Here is a 21,266-nt window from a genome sequence, read left to right on the forward strand (position 1 = left end):
GTGGTCGCGGCCTGTGCCGCACGACGCTAGGCGCGAGCGATGACCGGGCGGTGAGCCCCGGATGAAGGGATCCTCATCCGCGGATGGATCAGCTGCGTGGGATCAGTCACGTGGGGTCAGCGGGTCGGGCACCGCGCCGGTGAGCGAGTTGATCCCGCGCATGAGGTGGAAGCCGACGAGGGCGACCGCGGAGCCCAGCGCGATGCCGGCGAAAGTGAGGTCCCCGACCGTCCAGGTGAAGTCGGCGATGCCGATGACGAGCGCGACGGCCCCGGTCATGAGGTTGATCGGGTTGCCGAAGTCGACCTTGTTCTCCACCCAGATCTTCACCCCGAGCAGGCCGATCATCCCGTAGAGCGCGGTGCCGGCGCCGCCGAGCACGCCGTCCGGCACGGTCGCGACGAGCTCGCCGAACTTCGGGCTGAGGGACAGCAGCAGGGCGACCACCGCGGCCACCCAGTAGGCGGCGGTGGAGTAGACCCGGGTGGCCGCCATGACCCCGATGTTCTCGGCGTAGGTGGTCGTGCCCGAGCCGCCGCCGGAGCCGGCCAGGGTGGTCGCCAGGCCGTCGGCGATGAGCGCCCGGCCCATCACCGGGTCGAGGTCCTCGCCGGTCATCGCGGCCACCGAGCGGACGTGCCCGACGTTCTCGGCGACGAGCACGAGCACCACCGGGACGAAGAGGCCGGCCACGGCGAGGTCGAAGGAGGGGGCGGTGAGCTCGGGCAGGCCGATCCAGTCCGCCTCCTGCATCTTCGTGAAGTCGAGCTCGCCGCGCAGCCCGGCGACGGCGTAGCCGGCGACGATGCCGACGAGGATCGCCAGCCGGCTGAGCATCCCCCTCGTCGCCACCGAGACGAGCAGGATGACGACGAGGGTCGCGGTCGCCGTCACCGGGGAGCTGACGAACCAGGTCTTCGCCTCCGGGGCGAGGTTGAGCCCGATGAGCGCGACGATGGCGCCGGTGACCATCGGCGGCATGAGCGCCCGCAGCCACCGGTCGCCGGCGGCCTGGACGGCCACGCCGAGCGCGGCCAGGGTCAGCCCGGCCATGACCACCCCGCCGAGCGCGGTGGCCATGTCGTGGCTCTGGCTCGCCGCGGTGATCGGGGCGATGAAGGCGAAGGACGAGCCGAGGTAGCTCGGCACCCGGCCGGCGGTGATGACGAGGAAGAGGGCGGTGCCGATGGCGCTGAAGAAGAGGGTGGTCGCCGGCGGCAGACCGGTGATCAGCGGGACGAGGAAGGTCGCGCCGAACATCGCCACGACGTGCTGGGCGCCGATCCCGATGGTGCGCGGCCAGGAGAGCCGCTCGCCCGGCAGGACCACCTCGCCGGGGCCGAGGTGGCGGCCGTCGCCGTGCAGCCGCCAGCCGAGGCCGAGCGGCCGGTCCGACGAGGGCTGGTCGGCCGGCGGCGGACCGGACGGCGGGGTGCGGGGGCTCTCCGGGGGTGCGCTCACGGGCGGCCACCCTACTGAGCCGAGCTGGACCGCTCGCCGGGCAGCCCGGGAGATCGTGCCGGCGCGGAGGCGGCCGGTCGTGCTCTCGGTCTGCCGCGACCGGGATCAAGACCTCCGTTAGGTCACGGCAATGGTGGCAGGTCGCGGAGGTCCGCCGGCAGACCGGCGTTGGTCACCTCGGTCGCCCCTGACCCTCCCGGCAGCCACTCCAGCAGCACCTCCCAGCTCTCCCCCCGCGTCTCGGAGGCATCCAGCGTGGTTCCGACGCGGTAGTCACTCTCACCACAGGTCATCCTGAAGGCCGCTCGCCCAGCCTCGTTTGATACCCCAGACCCAACGAGCGTGAGGGAGTCCAGGACGTCCTCACACTCGGCGCCCACCTCGCGCAGCCGGGTCGCCTGTGCCTGCGGTACGGGTTCCCCCGCCAGCTCGGCGATCGTGGTCACATCGCCGTCACCGACTGCCTGCGCCAGGCGGCGCGCCACCTCCGGCGAGTCGACGGGATCCCTGTTCGTGGTCTCCGATGACGTGTGCGACGTCGGGCTCGCGCTCGTGGTGGTGGGGTCGCCGGTGCTCTGGCCATCGCCCGAGCACCCGGCGATGGCCAGAGCACCGGCGCACAGGCACGCCAGCGATCGCATTAGAACTCTCCCCATTGCATCCGGACGTTGCGATAGGAGGGGTTGCTGTAGGTCTCCTTCGCCTTCGCTTGCAGCCACCCGACGCTCACGTTGCGCCGATCTGCCGTGTGCCCCGAGACTCGACGATCACCTCGCGGTGTGTAGCCCGTCACCATCCACACATGGTCCTTGACCCCGTCGCGGCGCCAATCCGCGTAGACGAGGTCCCCCCGTACGAGGGCCCTCGACGATGTCCAGCTCACCTTGCCGCGCTTGGTGTTGAGGTGGAACTTGTAGTGATAGTTGGCGACACTCCATGAGTGCGACCACTCGTCGATCCACTCATGGTCATACCACCAGCTCCACGTCGACGTTTTGTTCTGCAGCATGTGGCGATTGTTGAATCCTCCGGCACGTAGTGCCTGCGAGATGAAGTTCGTGCAGTCGTTTCCGAAATTCCGATAGCGATCGTTGTAGGACAATGCATACCGGAGGGCATAGCTGGCCGCATCCTCTCGTGTGGAACCCAAGGCCGTCGCGGCGCTCTCCGCCACGCCAGCATCAGCAGGCTCCGATCCCACCGGGCTCACGGACTCCGACCCTGGCTGCAGACTGCCCTCGAACGCTGTTGCCCCCTCAAGTAGCGGCCAACTGCCCTCAGGAACCTCGTTGCTCTCGATCCGCCATCCATCGCCCTCGGGCTGCAGCACAACTTCGCGCACATAAGCCTCACCCATGGACTCACCCGACGAGTCCAGGTACGGGTAGTCGACGACCTCACGAACCTGGATCTTCAGTCTGCCAGAGGCGATCCGCTCGGACGAGATCAGCTCGCTGCTGACAGATCCCTTGCCAACGTTCAGGGTCTCGTTCCCCGCCGAGAGCGGGTCCTCCGCGCCAAGGCGTCGTCGAAGCGTGTGCTCGGCGCTGGAGGCGGCTCGCGTCTGACTCCCCATGGTCCGACCGGGCGCGTCACCCGCCAGTACGTCTGCACGCTCCTGCGAGTTCCTCAGGACCTGACGAACCGCGTCGTCAACTGTCCCTCCATCAGGCTCGTGTGAGTACGCGGTCGCCCCCCCCAATGCTGATCCCCGCGACACACGCCGCTGCAGCCATTCGAACAATCATCATCTCTCCCCATCGTCGGAACGTCATCGACAGCAAACGACACTCGGCCTTCTCTCGCAACCTGAGCGGGAGAAATGCACATACCGAAACGATCACAGCGTTGTTCGCATTGACCAGAAGTTCTTAGGCCTGGGGGACGGCACCGGAGCGGTCGGACGGCGCATCGGCCTGAGAGCATGGAGCGGACATGACCTCGCCGACCACCGCCTCCCCCACGCCCGCTCCGCTCCCGGTGCCCGACGACGCCGACCCGGACGCCCTCTTGGACACCTTCGCCGGCTGGGCGGAGCAGCGCGGCACCCCGCTCTACCCGCACCAGGAGGAAGCGCTGCTGGCGCTGCTCGGCGGCGACCACGTCGTGCTGTCCACCCCCACCGGGTCCGGTAAGTCGCTGGTCGCCACCGGCGCCATCCATGCCGCGCTGGCCCGGGACGAGGTCGCCTTCTACACCGCACCGATCAAGGCCCTCGTCTCGGAGAAGGTCTTCGACCTGTGCGCCACCTTCGGCGCGCAGAACGTCGGCATGCTCACCGGCGACGCGGCGGTCAACGCCGACGCCCCGGTCATCGTGTGCACCGCCGAGGTGCTGGCCAACACGGCGCTGCGCGAAGGGAGCGACGCCGACGTCGGGCTCGTCGTCATGGACGAGTTCCACTACTACGCCGAGCCGGAGCGCGGCTGGGCCTGGCAGGTGCCGCTGCTGGAGCTGCCGCAGGCGCAGATGCTGCTCATGTCGGCCACGCTCGGCGACACCACCGCCATCGAGGAGGACCTCGCCGCCCGCTCCGGCCGCGAGGTCACCCGGGTCGCCGACGCCGAACGCCCGGTGCCGCTGCACTTCTCCTACGTGCTCACCCCGCTGCAGGAGACCATCGAGGAGCTGCTGGAGTGGCGCCGCGCCCCGATCTACGTCGTGCACCAGACCCAGGCCGGGGCCACCGAGCACGCCCAGAGCCTGCGCACCACCCGGCTGCTGACCAAGGACGAGCAGACGGCGATCGCCGCGCGGATCGGCAGCTTCCGCTTCGCCGCCGGCTTCGGGCGCACCCTCTCGGCGCTGCTGCGCCGCGGCATCGCCGTGCACCACGCCGGGATGCTGCCGCGCTACCGCCGGCTCGTCGAGCAGCTGGCCCAGGAGGGCCTGCTGAAGATCATCTGCGGCACCGACACCCTCGGGGTCGGGATCAACGTGCCGATCCGCACCGTGCTCTTCACCGCGCTGACGAAGTTCGACGGCTCGCGGCACCGGGTGCTGCGGGTGCGCGAGTTCCTGCAGGTGGCCGGACGCGCCGGCCGGGCCGGCTACGACACCGAGGGGTACGTCGTCGTGCAGGCCCCGGAGCACGTCATCGACAACGAGCGGGCCCTGGCGAAGGCGGGCGAGGACCCGAAGAAGCGCCGCAAGGTGCAGCGGAAGAAGGCGCCCGACGGCTTCGTCGTGTGGACCGAGGACACCTTCACCAAGCTGACGACGAGCACCCCGGAGACGCTGCGCTCCCGGATGACCGTCACCAACGCGATGATCCTCGACGTCGTCGCCCGCCCCGGCGACCCGGTGGCCGGGCTCTCCCGGCTGACCCGGGACAACCACGAGGAGCCGGCGGCGCAGGCCCGCCTGGCCCGGCGAGCGATCCGTCTCGGGCGCAGCCTGCTCGACTCCGGGGTGCTGGTGCGCCGCGACCCGCCGGACCCGGCCACCGGCCGCGGGGTCGACCTCACCCTCGACCTGCCCAAGGACTTCGCTCTCAACCAGCCGCTGGCCGACTTCGCCCTGGCCGCGCTCGACCTGCTCGACCCGGAGAGCCCCGAGCACGCCCTCGACGTGGTCTCGGTGGTCGAGTCGGTGCTGGAGACCCCCTACCCGGTCGTGCTCGCCCAGCAGCACGCCGCGCGCGGCGAGGCCATCGCCGAGATGAAGGCCGAGGGCATCGAGTACGAGGAGCGGATGGAGCGCCTCGAGGAGGTCACCTGGCCCCGGCCGCTGGCCGAGCTGCTGGAGGCGGCCTACGAGACGTACCGGCAGAGCCACCCGTGGCTGGCCGAGGACGCGCTGGTGCCCAAGTCCGTGGTGCGGCACATGTGGGAGGACGGGATGTCCTTCGGCGACCTGGTCCGCCGCTACGGCCTGGCTCCGCGCGAGGGGCTCGTGCTGCGCTACCTCTCCGACGCCTACCGCACGCTGCAGCGCACCGTGCCCCAGGAGCACCGCTCCCCCGCGCTGGAGGAGATCACCGACTGGCTGGGCGAGACCGTCCGGCAGACCGACTCCTCGCTGGTCGACGAGTGGGAGGCGCTCGCCGAGGGCGAGGCCGGGCGCGAGGACGGCGGCGAGGTGGCCGCCGCGGTGAGCCACCACGACGGCGCGCCCACGCCCCGGCCGCTCACCGCGCGCACCGCCGCCTTCCGCGCGATGGTCCGCGGCGCGCTCTGGCAGCGGGTCGCTCTGGCCGCCCGCGACGACGTCGACGGGCTGGCCCGGCTCGAGGCCGCCGCAGCCGACCTCGCCCACGACGAGCGACGTCCGGTGCTCACCGCGGACGACTGGGACGCCCCGCTGGCGGGCTACTGGGACGAGCACGACGAGATCGGCACCGACGGGGACGCCCGCGGCCCGGCCTGCTTCCACGTCGAGGAGGCGCACGGCCCGCCGCCGGGGGCCGACGAGCGTCGTGACCTGGCGGACGTGCGGCTGTGGCGGGTGCGCCAGACCCTGCTCGACCCGGCCGGCGACCGGGACTGGGTCATCGAGGCGGAGGTCGACCTCGAGGCCTCCGACCGGGTCGGCGAGGCGGTCGTCTTGGCCACCGCGATGCGCCGCCTCTGATCTCGGGGCGGCCGAGACCGTCGGTGACCGGCACGGACCGGCCCCGCGCTGCGGCGCGGGACCGGCCCACCTACGCTGCACCCATGCCCGCCCCTGACACCGTGCGGCCGACGGCCGCGCCTGGCCGGCTGCGCCGGCTCACCCACCTGCTGATCGCCCTCGCGCTGGTGCTCGTCCCGCTGCTCGGGACGGCCGCCCCGGCCTCGGCGCAGGAGTCCGCCTCCGCCCGCGAGCTGGCCGAGCGCGCGGACCTGCCGGACACCCTCCGGGTGGGCACCGAAGGGGTGTACGCCCCCTTCTCCATGCGGCAGGGCGAGGACTTCACCGGCTTCGACATCGAGGTGATGGACGCTCTCGCCGTGCGGCTCGGGGTCGAGGTGGAGTACGTCGCCACCCCGTGGGACTCGATGTTCGCGGCGCTGGAGGCCGACCGCTTCGACCTCGTCGCCAACCAGGTGACCTACAACGAGGAGCGCGCCGAGCTCTACGACCTCTCCGACCCCTACGTCGAGACCGGCGGGGTGCTGGTCGTCGCCGAGGACAATCCGCAGGACATCCAGGCGCTCGCGGACCTCGACGGGATGCGCGCGGCGGAGAACCTCACGAGCAGCTGGGCCGAGCTCGCCGAGGAGAACGGCGCCGAGATCGTCGGGGTCGACGGGATGACCGAGGCGATGTCCAGCCTCAAGGAGGGCCGGGTCGACGCGATCGTCAACGACAAGCTGGCCGTCCGCAACTACATCGCGACCACCCCGAACCCGGGGGTGAAGGTGGTCGACGAGACCGACGAGGTCTCCCAGTCGGTCTTCGCCGCGAAGAAGGACAGCGGCTACATGCCGGCGATCAACACCGCGCTGGAGGAGATGCGCGCGGACGGCACCATCGACGCGATCTACGACGAGTACTTCTCCGCCGAGAACGTCGCCCCCAGCTGGTGGGACCTGGTCAAGGAGAACGCCGGCCCGATGGCCCTGGCCGCCATCAAGGTAACCATCCCGCTCACCGCGATCTCCTTCGCGCTCGGGCTGGTCATCGCCCTGGTGGCGGCCATCGGCCGGATGTCCCGGGCCGCGCTGCCACGGGCCGTCGCCCGCAGCTACATCTCGATCATCCGGGGCACGCCGCTGCTCATCCAGCTGTACCTCATCTTCTACGCCCTGCCCCAGCTCGGCGTGGAGATCGACCCCTTCCCGGCGGCGGTGATCGCCCTCTCGCTCAACGTCGGCGGCTACGCCGCAGAGGTGCTCCGGGCGGCCATCGAGTCGATCCCCAAGGGGCAGTGGGAGGCCGCCCAGACGGTCGGGATGAGCCGCACCACCGCACTGCGCCGGATCATCCTGCCGCAGGCTGCGCGCACCGCCGTGCCGCCGCTGTCGAACACGCTCATCTCGCTGGTCAAGGACACCTCGCTGACCTCGATCATCCTCGTCGTCGAGATCGTGCAGACGGCGAAGTTTGCGGCCGCCCCCTCCTTCCAGTACCTGGCGATGTTCACCCTCGCGGCCGTCTACTACTGGATCATCTGCCTGGTGCTCTCCTTCCTCCAGGACCGTGCCGAGACCAGGCTGGGTCGCTTTGTCGCGGCCTGAGCCCACCCCCGACCGCAGGAGCGCGATGTCCGACCGCAGCTCGACCAGCCCCGTCGTCCGCGCCGAGGACGTGCGCAAGTCCTTCGGCGACCACGAGGTCCTCTCCGGCGTCTCCTTCGACGTCGGGCAGGGCACCGTGACCGTCATCCTGGGCCCGTCCGGGTCCGGGAAGACCACGCTGCTGCGCTCGCTCAACGGCCTGGAGGTCCCCGACTCCGGCACCGTCACGGTCAGCGACGTGACCGTGGACTTCGGCTCGCTCACCCCGAACCGCTCCGGCAGGCTGCCGCGCGCCCAGCGCGAGCAGCTGACCGCGCTGGGCCGGCAGAGCGGCTTCGTCTTCCAGGCGCACAACCTCTTCGCCCACCGCACGACCATCGAGAACGTCATCGAGGGTCCGGTGGTCGTCCAGGGCGAGGACGAGGGATCGGCCCGGGAGCGGGCGCGGGCGCTGCTGGAGCAGGTCGGGCTGGCCGAGCACGCCGACAAGTACCCCTACCAGCTCTCCGGCGGCCAGCAGCAGCGCGTCGGGATCGCCCGCGCCCTGGCGCTGCGGCCGGAGGTGGTGCTCTTCGACGAGCCGACCTCGGCGCTCGACCCGGAGACCGTCGGCGAGGTGCTGACGGTGATGCGCGACCTCGCCGAGCAGCGCTGGACGATGGTCGTCGTCACCCACGAGATCCGCTTCGCCCGCGAGGTCGCCGACCAGGTGCTCTTCATCGACGGTGGCGTCGTCGTCGAGCGCGGCGCCCCCGAGCAGGTCATCCTCGAGCCGCAGCAGCCGCGCACCCAGGCCTTCCTGCGGCGCATCCTCGACCCGCTGTGACGATCGGGTGACTGTGAGACTGCGGGTGGCTGTGACCTCGGCCCGCGGCGACGCTCGCCCCGCAGCGACGCCTCGTCGGGCGACTACCCTCGAGGTGACCGACCGCTCGATCGTGAGGGGATGATCCGGTGATCCTCATCGATCCCCCGACCTGGCCCGGCTGGGGCCGGGTGTGGAGCCACCTCGTCTCGGACCGCTCGCTGGCTGAGCTGCACACCTTCGCACGGCGGCTCGAGATCCCCCCGCGACTCTTCGACGAGGACCACTACGACGTACCGGTGGAGCGCTACGACGAGGTCGTCGCGGCCGGGGCGGTCGAGGTGAGCGGCGGCGAGCTGATCCGCCGGCTGCGCGACTCCGGTCTGCGGGTCACGACCGCCCAGCGCCGGGCCCGCCCCTGACCCTCCCCTCCCCCTGTTCCGCAACTGCCCGGGCAATTCACACCCCACGTCCGCAACTACCCGGGCAATTCACACCCCGCGCCCGCAACTGCCCGGGCAAATCACCCCTGGTCCGCAACTGCCCGGGCAAATCACCCGTCCGCTCCCCCGCCTCCTCAGGCAGCTGCGGGCGGTGCTCCTCAGCGGGTGAGCCGCGCGAGCTCGTCGGCGAGGTTGTCGCGGGCACGGGCCGTCCACTCACGGTGGGCCTGCTGGGTGGCGTAGAGGCGGTCCCGGTCGAGGAAGGGCGCGAGGATCGCGGCCCGTCCCCGGGCGAAGTCGGGGTCGGGCACCGCGGCGTACTCCCGCCGCACCTGCGCGGTGTAGTCCGCGTAGCGGGTCGGCGGCGCGGACAGGATCCACAGGTCGGCGTCGTGCAGCACCGCGTGGGCGCCGCTCGGCCCCGGCAGCGCGTGCTCCGCGGTCGCCCGCACCAGCTCGGCCACGACGGCAACGTCGGTCTCGGACAGGGCCGCGGCGGCCAGGTCGGCCTCGGCCAGCCGGGCGCTGGCCTCCTCGTTCGCCCCGGCCGCAGCGGCCGGGTCGTAGACCGCGTCGTGGTACCAGGCCGCCAGACGCACCAGCGCCAGGCCGCGCTCGTCCAGGCCGGCCCCTGCAGCGAGCGCATCGATGGCCGTGAGCATCTCGGCCAGGTGCTGCTCGTCGTGATAGCCGCGGTGCGGCTCGCCCCACCGGCCGGTCAGCGCTGCCGCCCGGTCGCCGTCGAGGTCGCCTCCGAGCACCGCGACGGAGTCCGTCAGGCTCTGCGGGTCCATGTGGTCATCGTCGCACCGGCGGGCTGGTCGGGGCGCCGCGGTTCCCGCGCAGGCGTGCTCGGCTGTGGGACGCTCGCCGCATGAGCGAGAGCACCAGCCTCGAGGAGGTCCGGCGCCGCGGCGTCGAGACGACCGGCATCGAGATCGTCGAGGAGGCCGAGCGCACCGCCCGGCCCAGCGACCTCTTCTGGCCGTGGTTCGCCGCGAACATCTCCGTCTTCGGGATCTCCTACGGCTCCTTCGTCCTCGGCTTCGGGATCTCCTTCGCCCAGGCGGCGGTGGTCACGGTCGTCGGGGTCGTGCTCTCCTTCGTCGCCTGCGGCATCATCGCCATCGCCGGCAAGCGGGGCTCCGCGCCGACGATGATCCTCTCCCGGGCCGCCTTCGGGGTGCGTGGGCAGAAGCTGCCCGGCGTCGTCTCCTGGCTGGTCTCGATCGGCTGGGAGACCTTCCTGGCGATCATGGCGGTGCTGGCCACGGCGACGGTCTTCCGCGAGCTCGGCTGGAGCGACGGCACGGCCGTCCAGATCATCGCGATGGTGGCCATCGCCGGGCTCATCGTGGCGGCCTCGGTGGCCGGATACCACGTCATCATGCGGCTGCAGTCGTACCTGACGTGGATCACCGGGATCGTCACCGTGCTCTACATCGGGATGACCCTGGACCAGATCGACATGGCGGCGGTCGCGGAGGTCCCGAGCGGCTCGACCCAGCAGGTCATCGGCGCGCTGGTCATGGTGATGACCGGCTTCGGGCTGGGGTGGATCAACATCGCCGCCGACTGGTCGCGCTACCAGCGGCGGGACACCTCGGGCGCGGCGATCGTCGCGTGGAACACCATCGGCGGCGCCCTCGCACCGACCGTGCTCGTGCTCTACGGTCTGCTGCTCGTCGGCTCCATCGGCGACCAGCCCTACCCCGGCGGGGAGATGACCTGGTCCGACGCCATCGCCGCCGACCCGGTCGGCGCGCTGGCCACGCTGCTGCCGACCTGGCTGCTGCTGCCCTACCTCGCCGCCGCGGTGCTGGCGCTGGTCTCCGGGGCGGTGCTGGGCATCTACTCCTCCGGGCTGACCCTGCTCAGCCTCGGCGTGCGCCTGCCCCGCCCCGCAGCCGCCGGCATCGACGGGGTGATCCTCACCCTGGGCGCGGTCTACGTCGTCTTCTTCGCCGAGGACTTCCTCGGGCCCTTCCAGTCCTTCCTCATCACGCTCGGGGTGCCGCTGGCCGCCTGGGCCGGGATCATGATGGCCGACATCGCGCTGCGCCGCCGCGACTACGACGAGCAGGCGCTCTTCGACGCGCGCGGCCGGTACGGGTCGGTGGACGTCGTCGCCGTGGTGACGATGATCGTCGCGACGGTGATCGGCTGGGGCCTGGTGACGAACGGGATGCCGGACTCGGAGTGGAACAACTGGCAGGGCTACCTGCTCAAGGCCTTCCTCGGCACCGAGCTCGTCGAGGACCCCGCCGGCAACTCGTGGGCCGGCGACTGGTCCTACGCCAACCTCGGGGTGCTCGCGGCGCTGGCGATCGGCTTCGTCGTCAGCTGGGTCGCGCGACGGCCGACGGTGCGGCGCCAGGAGGCCGGGATGGTCGACGACGCCGAGCGGGAGCCGGTGCAGGCGTGAGCGAGACCTGGTTGGTGGTCGTCGACCCGCAGCGGATCTTCGCCGACCCCGCCTCGGAGTGGGGGTCGCCGATGTTCGCCGACATCGTCGAACCGGTGCGGGAGCTGGCGGCCCGGTTCGGACCGGAGCGCACGCTGGTCACCCGGTGGCTGCCCGACGGTCCGCGCGAGGGGTCGTGGGTCGACTACTTCGCCCGATGGCCCTTCGCCGACCGGCCGGCCGACGACCCCGCCTTCGCCGTGGTTGAGGCGCTGTCCGGTCTCTCGGCGCACCCGAGCCTGGACCGGCCCACCTTCGGCAAGTGGGGCCCGCAGATGGCTGCGGTGGTCGGACCGACGCCGACGCTCGTGCTCACCGGTGTCTCCACGGACTGCTGCGTCATCTCCACCGCGCTGGCTGCGGCCGACGCCGGGGCCCGGGTGCTCGTGGCCGCCGACGCCTGCGCCGGCTCCACCGAGACCGACCACGCCGCCGCGCTGCAGGTGATGAGCCTCTACGACCCGCAGATCCGCCTGGCCACCTCCCCCGCCGTGTCCCCAACCCCCTAGGCAGCTGCATCCGCTCACCCTGCAACCGCAGCGGCTGGGACGAAGGTGAGCGTCTGAGGCCCCGATCGTGCCGCGGCCGATCGTCGCGCCGGGTCCGCTCCTCGCCGCCTGGTCGGCCGACCGTCGCGCCGGGTCCGCTCGCCGCCGCCGTGGCTACCGCGGCGTCGGCCGCAACGCCTTCGCCGCGCCGAGCACCGCCTCCGTCAGCCGCGTGATCCGCGGGGAGTCCAGGCGCCAGACCTGCCAGGACAGCGGCACGTCGCGATGCGCCCGCGCCCGCAGCAGGACCAGCCGGCCGTCGTCGAGATCCGCCCCGATCTGGCTCTCCGGTAGCATCCCCCACCCCAGCCCGGCGCGCACCGCGGCGGCGAAGGCCTCGGACGAGGGCACCTGGCTGACCGGCGGCGACCCGTCGGCGCCGATCGCCCGCAGCACGCCGTGCTGCATCTCGTCCTTCACGTTGTAGCGCAGCAGCGGCATCCGGTCCCAGTCGTAGGAGCGGCCCCGGGTGAACCGCTCGGCCAGCACGGGCGCGGCGACCGGGAGGTAGCGCATCGCGCCGAGCAGCACCGTCTCGCAGCCGGCGACCGGTCTGGGATCCGCCGAGACGGCGCCGACCACCCGCCCGCGCCGAAGGTGGTCGGCGCTGTACTCCTCGTCCTCCACCTCGAGCTGCAGTCGGGTGTCCTGCCAGGTCGCGGCGACGCCGAGCAAGGGCTCGAACCACGTGGCCAGCGAGTCGGCGTTGACCGCGACCGGCAGGTCGGTGACGCCGTCGTCTCCCTCGCCGAGGGCGTCCCGGGCCTCGGCGTCCAGCAGGACCATCTGCCGGGCGGTGCGCACCAGCACCTCGCCGGCGTCGGTGGGCCGGCACGGCGCGGTGCGCTCGACGAGGACCCGACCGGTCGAGGACTCCAGCGCCTTGATCCGCTGGCTGATCGCGGACGGGGTGACCAGCAGCGCGCGGGCGGCCGCGTCGAAGGTCCCGTGGTCGACGACGGCGAGGAGGGCGCGGAGCTGCTCGAGCTGCATGAAGCGATGCTAATGCAGATGCAGTTTCTTTCGCTTCCCTCATGCAACGCGCGGCCATAGCGTCGTCGACATGTTCACTCTTCTCGCCGGCATGGTCACCGGACTCGCCCTCATCGTCGCGATCGGCGCGCAGAACGCCTTCGTCCTCCGCCAGGGGATCAGGCGCGAGCACGTCGCGGTGGTCGTCGCCCTGTGCGCCGGCGCCGACGCGCTGCTCATCCTGGCCGGGACAGCCGGGGTCGGCGCGATCGTGCAGGACCACCCGACGGCCATCCGGGTCATCACGTGGGTCGGGGCGATCTACCTCGCCGGGTACGCGCTGCTGGCCCTGCGTCGGGCGGTGCGCCCGCAGGGCCTGACCGAGTCCGCGCCCGTCTCCAAGGGGTCGGTGGTGCTCACCACGCTGGCGCTGACCTTCCTCAACCCGCACGTCTACCTCGACACCGTGGTGATGCTCGGCTCGATCGCCAACAGCCACGGCGACCAGCGATGGGTCTTCGCCGGCGGCGCCGTGCTCGGCAGCATCGTCTGGTTCACCGGTCTCGGCCTGGGGGCGCGGGCGCTGGCCCGGCCGCTGGCGCGCCCCGGTACCTGGCGGGTCGTCGACGGCGTCATCGGCATGGCGATGATCGGGCTGGCCGCGCACCTCGTCACCGCGTGACGGCGCGGTGCCGCGTCGGCTCTCACCGGTCGTCGGCGGGCGAAGGGGAGTCACTCCCCCTTCGCCCGCCGTCTCCATCACCGACGCATCAGGCTCGCCGAGAACCTCTCGCTCCCCGGAGAAGCCTTGTCCCGCAAAGGAGCCTTTATCGGGTAACCCGATAAAGGGGAGACAGGTGAGGTGAGCGTCAGCCGGGGATGTAGGGGAGGTCGACCATCGGGGTGTCGAGCAGGTCGTCCAGGCTGACGGTCACCGGCGCACCGGCCCGCGCGACGTGCTCGCCGCCGCGGACGGTGAAGGCGAGCTCGTCGCCCTCCTCCACGGTCACCGTCATCGTCTCGCCGGTCAGGTGCACCCGCACCCGCGTCCCGCGCACCCGCAGCGGGTAGGTCATCGACGTCCACTCGCGCGGCAGCCGCGGGTCGAAGCTGATCGCCCCGTCGTGCCCGCGCATCCCGCCGAAGCCCTGCACCAGCGCGTTCCACACCCCACCGGTCGAGGCGATGTGCGCCCCGTCCGAGGTGTTGTGGTGCAGGTCCCCGAGGTCGGTGTAGAGCGCCGCGTCGAAGTAGGCCAGCGCGGTCTCCGGCAGCCCCACCTCGGCGGCGATGATCGACTGCACCACCGCCGAGAGCGACGAGTCGCCGGTGGTGATCGGGTCGTAGTAGTCGAAGTTGCGGCGCTTCTCCTCGGCGGTGAAGGCGTTGCCCTGCAGGTAGAGCGCCAGCACGACGTCAGCCTGCTTGAGCACCTGGAAGCGGTAGATCACCAGCGGGTGGAAGTTCAGCAGCAGCGGCCGCTGGTCCTCCCCGGTGTGCTCCAGGTCCCACATCTCCTTGTCGAGGAACTGGTCGTCCTGCGGGTGGATGCCCAGCTCCTCGTCATAGGGGATCCACATCCCCTCGGCGCAGTCGCGCCACTCGCGGGACTCCTCGTCGCTGAGCCCCAGCCGGGTCCGCAGGTGCGGCGCCCGGTCGCCGGCGATGGCGTCGAGGTCGTCGACCGCCTCGGCCGCCCGCAGCAGGTTGCCGCGGGCCATGACGTTGGTGAAGAGGTTGTTGTTCACCACGGTCGTGTACTCGTCCGGCCCGGTGACGCCGTGGATCTGGAAGGTCCGCCGGCCGTCCTCCTCGCGCCAGAAGCCGAGGTCCGCCCACATCCGCGCGGTCTCGACGAGCACCTCGACGCCGTCCTTGGCGAGGAACTCCACGTCCCCGGTGGCGTCGACGTACTTGGCGATGGCGTAGGCGATGTCGGCGTTGATGTGGTACTGCGCGGTCCCGGCTGCGTAGTAGGCCGAGGCCTCCTCGCCGTTGATCGTCCGCCACGGGAAGAGCGCCCCGGCGACGGAGAGCTCACGAGCCCGCTCGCGCGCCTGCGGCAGCATCGCCACCCGGGCCCGCAGCACGCTGCGGGCGACGTCCGGCATGGTGTGCACGAGGAAGGGGATGACGTAGACCTCGGTGTCCCAGAAGTAGTGCCCCTCGTAGCCGGAGCCGGTGACCCCCTTCGCGGCGATCCCGAGCTGGTCGGAGCGGGCGGTCGCCTGGGCCAGCTGGAAGAGGTTCCACCGGATGGCCTGCTGCACCTCCGGCTGGTCCTCGACGACGATGTCGGAGTTCTCCCAGAAGCGGGCCAGCCACTCCCGCTGCTCGGCGACGTAGTGCTCGACCCCGTGCCGGGCCACCCGGTCCAGGGTGCGGCGGCAGCGGTCGGCCAGCTCCCGGGCGGGCACCCCCCGCGAGGTGTGGTAGGCCACGGTCTTGACCAGCCGGACCGGCTGCCCCTCGCGCGCCTCGATCTGGAAGACCTTCTTGCCGAGGTCGGGCTCGGTGATGTCGTTGACCGTGTACTCGTTCTCGGTCTCCAGGTGGTGGTCGGCGCCGACCGCCAGGGTCATCCCGGAGTTCGCCGCGCGGTAGCCGAGCATCATCCGCTCGTCGTTGTGCCAGTCCAGCTGCGGCTCGAGCACCCGGTGGTCGAAGGTGGCGGTCTTGCGCGGGTCGAAGCCCTCGCCCATCGCCGCGTCCTTGACGTAGTACTCGTCCCGGCCGTCCTGGCGGTTCAGGATCTGCGAGGAGATGACCACCGGGGCGTCGCCGCTGAGCATCTCGATCTCGATGGACATCACCGCCAGGTGCCGCTCGGTGAAGGAGACCATCCGGCTGGTGCGGATGCGCACCTGCTTGCTCGACGGGGTGGTCCACAGGATCTCCCGGCGGAGCACCCCTTCGCGGAAGTCGATGCTCCGCTCGTAGTGGTCCAGGTCGGCCGTCGAGAGCAGCAGCGGCTCGTCGTCGACGTAGATCTTCATGAGCTTGCCGTCCGGGGCGTTGACCATCGTCTGCCCGGTGGTGGCGAAGCCGAAGGCCTGCTCCGCGTGGTGGATCGGCCAGGTCTCGTGGAAGCCGTTGACGTAGGTGCCGTGGGCGTAGGCGTCCCGGCCCTCGGTGGGGTTGCCGCGCATGCCGAGGTAGCCGTTGCCGACGGCGAAGAGGGTCTCGTCGCGCCCGAGGGTCTCGTTGTCCGGCTCGGCCTCGACGAGGCGCCAGGGGTCCACGGGGAAGCGGGTGCGGTCCACCGGGTCGCCGAGCCGGTCCTCGGCGCCCGGGTGGTCGCTGCGGCCGTTCGGCGGGGTCACGGGAGCAGCTCCTCGAGGTCGGTGACGACGACGTCGGCGCCGCGCTCGCGCAGCGTCTGCTCGCCGGCCCCGCGGTCCACCCCCACGACGAGCCCGAAGTCGCCGGCGCGACCCGCGGCCACGCCCGACTCGGCGTCCTCGAGGACGACGGCACGCTCCTTGGTGACGCCCAGCCGCTCGGCGGCGGCGAGGAAGGTGTCCGGCTCCGGCTTGCCCGGCAGGCCGTCGGCGCTGGCCACGGCGCCGTCGACGACCACCGGGAAGAGGTCGGCGATGCCGGCGGCGGCGAGCACGGCCGGGGCGTTCTTGCTCGAGGAGACCACCGCCAGCTGCACCGTCGTCTCCCCCAGCGCCCGCAGCAGCGCCAGCGACCCCGGGTAGGCGGCGACGCCGTCCCGCTCCAGCACCGCGTTGAAGGCGTCGTTCTTGCGGTTGCCGAGCCCGCACACGGTCTCGGCCTCCGGCGGATCCTCAGGATCGCCCTCGGGCAGCTCGATCCCGCGCGCGGCGAGGAAGGAGCGCACCCCGTCGTAGCGCGGCTTACCGTCGACGTAGGCGTAGTAGTCGGCGTCGGTGTACGGCTCCTGGCCGTCCATGCCGGCGAGCACGTCGTTGAACATCTCCGACCATGCCGCCATGTGCACGGTCGCCGTCGGGGTCAGCACGCCGTCGAGATCGAAGAGGGCAGCGTCGTAGGGGGTCCAGTCCACGCCGACAGCCTAGAGAGAGAACGCTCCCGGGCGAAACGCTGCGGCGGCAGGTCGTCGCCGACGGTCGCGGCGAGGACTCAGGCGGTGGCGGCGAGGAAGGGGTCGAGCTCGGCGGCGAGGTCGGGGTGGACCCGGGCACGCAGGTGGGTGCCCTCCCCTTCGTAGGTCTCGGCGAGCACCTCGGCCTCGTCGTGCACCCGACTGACCAGGTCGCCCCGGTCGTAGGGCAGCAGCACCTCGACGTCGATGTCCGGCCGGGGCAGCTCGTCGGCGACGACCTGCATCAGCTCGGGCACCCCCTCGCCGGTCCGTGCCGAGACGGCGACGGCGTAGCGCTCCTGGCGCAGGATCCGATCGACCACCTCGGGGTCGGCGAGGTCGGCCTTGTTGACGACGACGACCTCCTTGACGTCGGTGGCGTCGACGTCGGCCAGCACCGCCCGCACCGCGCTGATCTGCCCCTCCGGGTCCGGGTGGCTGCCGTCGACGACGTGCAGCAGCAGGTCGGCGTCGACGACCTCCTCGAGGGTGGAGCGGAAGGCCTCGACGAGCTGGTGCGGCAGCGCCCGGACGAAGCCGACGGTGTCCACCAGCGTGTACTCGCGGCCGTCGGTCGTCTCGGCCCGCCGGACCGTGGTGTCCAGGGTGGCGAAGAGCTGGTTGTCGACGAGCACCCCGGCGTGGGTGAGCCGGTTGAGCAGGGTGGACTTGCCGGCGTTGGTGTAGCCGGCGATGGCCACCGAGGGCACCTGGTGGCTGCGGCGCGCGGAGCGGCGGGTGTCCCGGTGGGTCTTCATCCCGGCGAGCTCGCGCTTGAGCTTCGCGATCCGGCTGTTGATCCGGCGGCGGTCCAGCTCGATCTTCGTCTCGCCGGGTCCGCGCGAGCCCATCCCCTGCCCGCCGGCGGCCTGACCACCGGCCTGGCGGGACATCGACTCGCCCCAGCCGCGCAGCCGCGGCAGCAGGTACTGCAGCTGGGCGAGCTCGACCTGCGCCTTGCCCTCCTTGCTCTTGGCGTGCTGGGCGAAGATGTCGAGGATCAGCGCGGTCCGGTCGATGACCTTGACCTTGACGACGTCCTCGAGGGCGCGCCGCTGGCTCGGGGCCAGCTCGGTGTCGCAGACGACCGTGTCGGCGCCCTCGGCGAGCACGACGTCCCGCAGCTCGGCGGCCTTGCCGGAGCCGAGGTAGGTGCCGGGGTCGGGACGCTGGCGGCGCTGCAGCACGCCGGCGAGGACGTGGCTGCCCGCGGTCTCGGCGAGCGCAGCGAGCTCGCGCAGCGAGTTCTCGGCGTCCTCGGCGGTGCCGTCGGACCACACCGAGGCCAGCACCACCCGCTCCAGGCGCAGCCGCCGGTACTCGACCTCGGTGACGTCCTCGAGCTCGGTGGACAGACCCGCGACGCGGCGCAGCGCCGAGCGCTCCTCGCGGTCGAGCTGGTCGCCGTCGTAGTCGTCGTAGCGGTCGTGCCCGTCGCCGTAGCCCTCGGACGCCCGGTCGGGGTCGGCCAGGGCCTGGGCGCGCCGGCCGAGCACGCGCTCGACGTGCCGGTCGGCCCCGCCGGGCTGCTCGGAGGCGGTCGCGCCCGAGGTCTCGTCGGGCTCGTCGGTGGCGTGCTGGTCGCGCAGTGGTTCGCTCATGTTCTCCTCAGGTTCTCACCGGAGAACGCCCGCGCGCCAGCGATTAGTCCGCCGCCGGTGGCCGTGACCGGTCGGACCCTGGGCCCGACCACCGGCGCCGGCTCACCCCTTCGCGCGGTGCCGGATGTCCACGGCGCCGATCCGCTCGGCGTTGGCGTGCTCGTCGTCGGTCATCTCCTGGGACTCGATCTCGGCGGCGACCCGACGCTCGTAGTGGTCCACCTCGTCCCGGGTGCGCTGCTCGTCCCAGCCGAGCTCGCGCGCCAGGATCGGGGCGCTCGCCCGAGCGGCCTCGACGCCGCGGTCCGGGGTCTCGATGGAGATCCGGGTGCGCCGGGTGAGCAGGTCGTTGAGGTGCAACGTGGCCTCCTCGCGGGCGGCGTAGACGACCTCGACGGTGAGGTACTCCTCCGCCCCGGGCAGCGGATCGGCCAGCGAGCGGTCCGCGTCGATCATCTCCAGCAGCCGGGTGGTCAGCGAGCCGTACCGGTCCAGCAGGTGGGTCAGCCGCCACACCGGCAGGTCGTGCCGCCGGGAGAGCGCCTCGACCTGGTTGACCAGCGCCTGGTAGCCCTCGGCGCCGACCAGCGGGATGTGCTCGGTGACGCTGTCCGGCACCCCGGCGGCGAGGTCCTCCCGGGCGGCGTCGACGGCGTCCTTGGCCATCACCCGGTAGGTCGTGTACTTGCCGCCGGCGATGGAGATCAGCCCGGGCTGGGGCCGGGCCACCGCGTGCTCGCGGCTGAGCTGGCTGGTGGACTCGTCCTCGCCGGCGAGCAGCGGCCGCAGCCCGGCGTAGACGCCCTGGATGTCGTCGCGGGTCAGCGGGGTGGTCAGCACCGAGTTGACCTGCTCGAGGATGTAGTCGATGTCCTTGCTCGTCGCCGCCGGGTGCGAGCGGGAGAGGTTCCAGTCGGTGTCGGTGGTGCCGATGATCCAGTGCTGGCCGAAGGGGATGCAGAAGAGCACCGAGGTCGGGGTGCGCAGGATGATCCCGGTCTCGGCGTTGAGCCGGTCGCGGGCGACGACGATGTGCACGCCCTTGCTGGCGCGCACGTGGAAGCGGCCGCGGCCGCCGGCCATCGTCTGGATGTCGTCGGTCCACACCCCGGTGCAGTTGATGACGACGTCGGCCGTGACGGTGGTCTCCTCGCCCGTCTCGACGTCGCTCACCCGGGCGCCGACGACCCGCTCGCCGGCGTGCTCCAGGCCGACCACCTTCGCCGAGGTGAGCACGGTCGCGCCGTAGGCGGCCGCCGTGCGGGCCACGGTGAAGGTGTGCCGGGCGTCGTCGGAGTGCGCGTCGTAGTAGACGAGCCCACCGTGGTAGGAGTCGCGCTTGAGGCCGGGGGCGATCTTGCCGACGCCCCGGCGGGAGAGCTGCTTGGTGCGCGGGACGGAGCGGGCACCGCCCATGGTGTCGTAGAGGGTGAGCCCGGCGGTGACGTACGGCCGCTCCCACACCGCGTGCTCCAGCGGGTAGAGGAAGCTCACCGGCTTGATCAGGTGCGGCGCGATCCGGGTGAGCATCAGCTCGCGCTCCTGCAGCGCCTCACGGACCAGCGCGAAGTTCAGCTGCTCGAGGTAGCGCACCCCGCCGTGGAAGAGCTTGCTGCTGCGCGAGGAGGTGCCGGAGGCGAAGTCGCGCTGCTCGACCAGGGCCACCCGCAGCCCTCGGGTGGCCGCGTCCAGGGCCACCCCGGCGCCGGTGACCCCGCCACCGACGACCAGCACGTCGAACTCGTCCTCACCCAGCGAGCGCCAGGCGGCCGAGCGGTACTCCTGGTTCAGCACGGTTGCCGTGGGCATGTGTCCTCCTGCTCAGATCGCCTGTGCCGCAACGGATCGGTGCCGCCACCTCGGACCGGTGGACCGAGGTGGAGCCGCGGCCACGCCCTTCGACGAGCGCTACGGCCACTGTAGTCCTAGGGTGGGGGTCCGGCACCTCGTGGCGGCCCGGGCCCGTCCCCCAGCGGACCCGGACGACGACGAAAGGCGGCAGACATGGACGTCTCCTCCGGCACGATCTTCCTGTCCGAGCTGCTCGGGACGGCGACGCTGATCCTGCTCGGCTGCGGGGTGGTCGCCAACGTCACCCTGCGGCAGACCACCGGGTTCAGCGGCGGCTTCCTCATGGTGACCTTCGGCTGGGCCATCGGCGTCTTCGCCGGCGTCTACGTGGCCTACGAGTCCGAGGCGCACATCAACCCGGCGGTGACCCTGGGTCTGCTCGCCTCCGGCGCCAACCTCTCGGCGGTGCAGGTGCTGGCCTACCTCGGCGGCCAGCTGCTCGGCGCGATCCTCGGGGCGACGCTCTGCTGGCTCGCCTACCGCCAGCACCTCGACGACGCCGAGACCGAGCCCGAGGCCAAGCGCGGCATCTTCTCGACCGCCCCGGGCATCCGTCACCCGGTGTGGAACCTCGTGACCGAGGCGATCGCCACCTTCGTCCTGGTCTTCGTCATCATCGCCTTCGGCCAGACCCCCAGCGGCCTGGGTCCGCTGGCGGTGGCGCTGCTCGTCCTCGGCATCGGGGTGAGCCTGGGCGGACCGACCGGCTACGCGATCAACCCGGCCCGGGACCTGGGGCCGCGGATCGCGCACGCCGCGCTCCCCTTCTCCGGCAAGGGCGACAGCGACTGGGGCTACGCCTGGGTGCCGGTAGTGGGGCCGATCGCCGGCGGCGTGCTGGCCGGACTGCTGGCCAACGCGCTGGGCTACGTCTGAGAATGGGGCCAC

General features: G+C 71.9%; 17 protein-coding genes. 8 read left to right on the forward strand and 9 right to left on the reverse strand.

Features of this window, described 5'->3' with window-relative positions:
* Positions 1-102 precede the first annotated feature (102 nt).
* The 3 genes from BJY28_RS14695 to BJY28_RS14705 all read right to left on the reverse strand — a co-directional run bounded on the left by BJY28_RS14695 (position 103) and on the right by BJY28_RS14705 (position 3,037).
* The gene (locus BJY28_RS14695) at positions 103-1,365 is read right to left on the reverse strand and encodes a uracil-xanthine permease family protein (protein WP_218913304.1); all 1,263 of its coding nucleotides are present in this window, start codon (positions 1,363-1,365) and stop codon (positions 103-105) included.
* Between the two features lie 218 nt (positions 1,366-1,583).
* Positions 1,584-2,102, reverse strand: coding sequence for a hypothetical protein (locus BJY28_RS14700; protein ID WP_179463658.1), 519 nt, complete (start codon positions 2,100-2,102; stop codon positions 1,584-1,586).
* Positions 2,102-3,037, reverse strand: a complete 936-nt coding sequence (locus tag BJY28_RS14705) for an amidase domain-containing protein (protein WP_179463659.1) — start codon at positions 3,035-3,037, stop codon at positions 2,102-2,104. The genes BJY28_RS14700 and BJY28_RS14705 overlap by 1 nt, the downstream gene beginning before the upstream one ends.
* Positions 3,038-3,396: 359 nt before the next feature.
* On the opposite strand from BJY28_RS14705, the gene BJY28_RS14710 reads away from it, so the two are divergent.
* The 4 genes from BJY28_RS14710 to BJY28_RS14725 all read left to right on the forward strand — a co-directional run bounded on the left by BJY28_RS14710 (position 3,397) and on the right by BJY28_RS14725 (position 8,849).
* On the forward strand, positions 3,397-6,033 hold the full coding sequence (locus tag BJY28_RS14710; protein WP_179463660.1) for a DEAD/DEAH box helicase: 2,637 nt from the start codon (positions 3,397-3,399) through the stop codon (positions 6,031-6,033).
* Between the two features lie 83 nt (positions 6,034-6,116).
* The gene (locus BJY28_RS16965) at positions 6,117-7,622 is read left to right on the forward strand and encodes an ABC transporter permease subunit (RefSeq protein WP_179463661.1); all 1,506 of its coding nucleotides are present in this window, start codon (positions 6,117-6,119) and stop codon (positions 7,620-7,622) included.
* 25 nt (positions 7,623-7,647) lie between these two features.
* Positions 7,648-8,448 carry an amino acid ABC transporter ATP-binding protein gene (locus BJY28_RS14720; RefSeq protein WP_179463662.1) on the forward strand — a complete coding sequence of 267 codons (801 nt, stop codon included), beginning with the start codon at positions 7,648-7,650 and terminating at the stop codon, positions 8,446-8,448.
* Positions 8,449-8,576: 128 nt separating this feature from the next.
* Positions 8,577-8,849, forward strand: a complete 273-nt coding sequence (locus tag BJY28_RS14725; RefSeq protein WP_179463663.1) for a DUF4031 domain-containing protein — start codon at positions 8,577-8,579, stop codon at positions 8,847-8,849.
* Between the two features lie 179 nt (positions 8,850-9,028).
* On the opposite strand, the gene BJY28_RS14730 is transcribed toward BJY28_RS14725, so the two are convergent.
* The gene (locus BJY28_RS14730) at positions 9,029-9,664 is read right to left on the reverse strand and encodes an HD domain-containing protein (RefSeq protein WP_179463664.1); all 636 of its coding nucleotides are present in this window, start codon (positions 9,662-9,664) and stop codon (positions 9,029-9,031) included.
* Between the two features lie 80 nt (positions 9,665-9,744).
* Between BJY28_RS14730 and BJY28_RS14735 the strand changes: the two genes are divergently transcribed.
* Together BJY28_RS14735 and BJY28_RS16495 are read left to right on the forward strand one after the other, a co-directional pair.
* Positions 9,745-11,295, forward strand: a complete 1,551-nt coding sequence (locus BJY28_RS14735; protein ID WP_179463665.1) for a purine-cytosine permease family protein — start codon at positions 9,745-9,747, stop codon at positions 11,293-11,295.
* On the forward strand, positions 11,292-11,843 hold the full coding sequence (locus BJY28_RS16495; protein ID WP_179463666.1) for an isochorismatase family protein: 552 nt from the start codon (positions 11,292-11,294) through the stop codon (positions 11,841-11,843). Before BJY28_RS14735 ends, BJY28_RS16495 begins: the two co-directional genes overlap by 4 nt.
* A 153-nt stretch (positions 11,844-11,996) precedes the next feature.
* Here the strand turns inward: BJY28_RS16495 and BJY28_RS14745 are convergent, their stop codons facing one another.
* Entirely contained in the window at positions 11,997-12,875 is an 879-nt protein-coding gene (locus BJY28_RS14745) for a LysR family transcriptional regulator ArgP (RefSeq protein ID WP_179463667.1), read from the reverse strand.
* A gap of 70 nt (positions 12,876-12,945) precedes the next feature.
* Between BJY28_RS14745 and BJY28_RS14750 the strand changes: the two genes are divergently transcribed.
* Positions 12,946-13,536, forward strand: a complete 591-nt coding sequence (locus tag BJY28_RS14750) for a LysE/ArgO family amino acid transporter (RefSeq protein ID WP_179463668.1) — start codon at positions 12,946-12,948, stop codon at positions 13,534-13,536.
* A gap of 187 nt (positions 13,537-13,723) precedes the next feature.
* On the opposite strand, the gene BJY28_RS14755 is transcribed toward BJY28_RS14750, so the two are convergent.
* From BJY28_RS14755 to BJY28_RS14770, 4 genes are all read right to left on the reverse strand, one after another.
* Positions 13,724-16,177 (reverse strand): glycoside hydrolase family 65 protein, encoded by a 2,454-nt coding sequence (locus BJY28_RS14755; RefSeq protein WP_179463669.1) that lies wholly within the window; start codon positions 16,175-16,177, stop codon positions 13,724-13,726.
* Positions 16,174-16,887 carry a beta-phosphoglucomutase family hydrolase gene (locus BJY28_RS14760; protein ID WP_179463670.1) on the reverse strand — a complete coding sequence of 238 codons (714 nt, stop codon included), beginning with the start codon at positions 16,885-16,887 and terminating at the stop codon, positions 16,174-16,176. Before BJY28_RS14760 ends, BJY28_RS14755 begins: the two co-directional genes overlap by 4 nt.
* Before the next feature lie 77 nt (positions 16,888-16,964).
* Positions 16,965-18,527: a GTPase HflX gene (gene hflX, locus BJY28_RS14765; RefSeq protein ID WP_246313424.1), complete on the reverse strand. Its 1,563-nt coding sequence runs from the start codon at positions 18,525-18,527 to the stop codon at positions 16,965-16,967.
* A gap of 102 nt (positions 18,528-18,629) precedes the next feature.
* A complete protein-coding gene (locus tag BJY28_RS14770) occupies positions 18,630-20,336 on the reverse strand; it encodes a glycerol-3-phosphate dehydrogenase/oxidase (protein ID WP_179463671.1) in 1,707 nt (568 codons plus the stop codon).
* A 195-nt stretch (positions 20,337-20,531) separates the two neighbouring features.
* Here BJY28_RS14770 and BJY28_RS14775 point away from each other — a divergent pair, with 195 nt between their 5' ends.
* Positions 20,532-21,254: an MIP/aquaporin family protein gene (locus BJY28_RS14775; RefSeq protein WP_179463672.1), complete on the forward strand. Its 723-nt coding sequence runs from the start codon at positions 20,532-20,534 to the stop codon at positions 21,252-21,254.
* Positions 21,255-21,266 lie beyond the last annotated feature (12 nt).

The sequence above is a fragment of the Janibacter alkaliphilus genome (genome assembly GCF_013408565.1).
GTDB classification, from domain to species: domain Bacteria; phylum Actinomycetota; class Actinomycetes; order Actinomycetales; family Dermatophilaceae; genus Janibacter; species Janibacter alkaliphilus.

Excerpts from the sequence above, each read along its gene's own strand:
- BJY28_RS14700 (WP_179463658.1), bottom strand. The coding sequence starts at position 2,102 with ATGCGATCGCTGGCGTGCCTGTGCGCCGGTGCTCTGGCCATCGCCGGG.
- BJY28_RS14705 (WP_179463659.1), bottom strand. The coding sequence starts at position 3,037 with ATGGGGAGTCAGACGCGAGCCGCCTCCAGCGCCGAGCACACGCTTCGA.
- BJY28_RS14710 (WP_179463660.1), top strand. The coding sequence starts at position 3,397 with ATGACCTCGCCGACCACCGCCTCCCCCACGCCCGCTCCGCTCCCGGTG.
- BJY28_RS16965 (WP_179463661.1), top strand. The coding sequence starts at position 6,117 with ATGCCCGCCCCTGACACCGTGCGGCCGACGGCCGCGCCTGGCCGGCTG.
- BJY28_RS14720 (WP_179463662.1), top strand. The coding sequence starts at position 7,648 with ATGTCCGACCGCAGCTCGACCAGCCCCGTCGTCCGCGCCGAGGACGTG.
- BJY28_RS14730 (WP_179463664.1), bottom strand. The coding sequence starts at position 9,664 with ATGGACCCGCAGAGCCTGACGGACTCCGTCGCGGTGCTCGGAGGCGAC.
- BJY28_RS14735 (WP_179463665.1), top strand. The coding sequence starts at position 9,745 with ATGAGCGAGAGCACCAGCCTCGAGGAGGTCCGGCGCCGCGGCGTCGAG.
- BJY28_RS14745 (WP_179463667.1), bottom strand. The coding sequence starts at position 12,875 with ATGCAGCTCGAGCAGCTCCGCGCCCTCCTCGCCGTCGTCGACCACGGG.
- BJY28_RS14750 (WP_179463668.1), top strand. The coding sequence starts at position 12,946 with ATGTTCACTCTTCTCGCCGGCATGGTCACCGGACTCGCCCTCATCGTC.
- hflX (WP_246313424.1), bottom strand. The coding sequence starts at position 18,527 with ATGAGCGAACCACTGCGCGACCAGCACGCCACCGACGAGCCCGACGAG.
- BJY28_RS14770 (WP_179463671.1), bottom strand. The coding sequence starts at position 20,336 with ATGCCCACGGCAACCGTGCTGAACCAGGAGTACCGCTCGGCCGCCTGG.
- BJY28_RS14775 (WP_179463672.1), top strand. The coding sequence starts at position 20,532 with ATGGACGTCTCCTCCGGCACGATCTTCCTGTCCGAGCTGCTCGGGACG.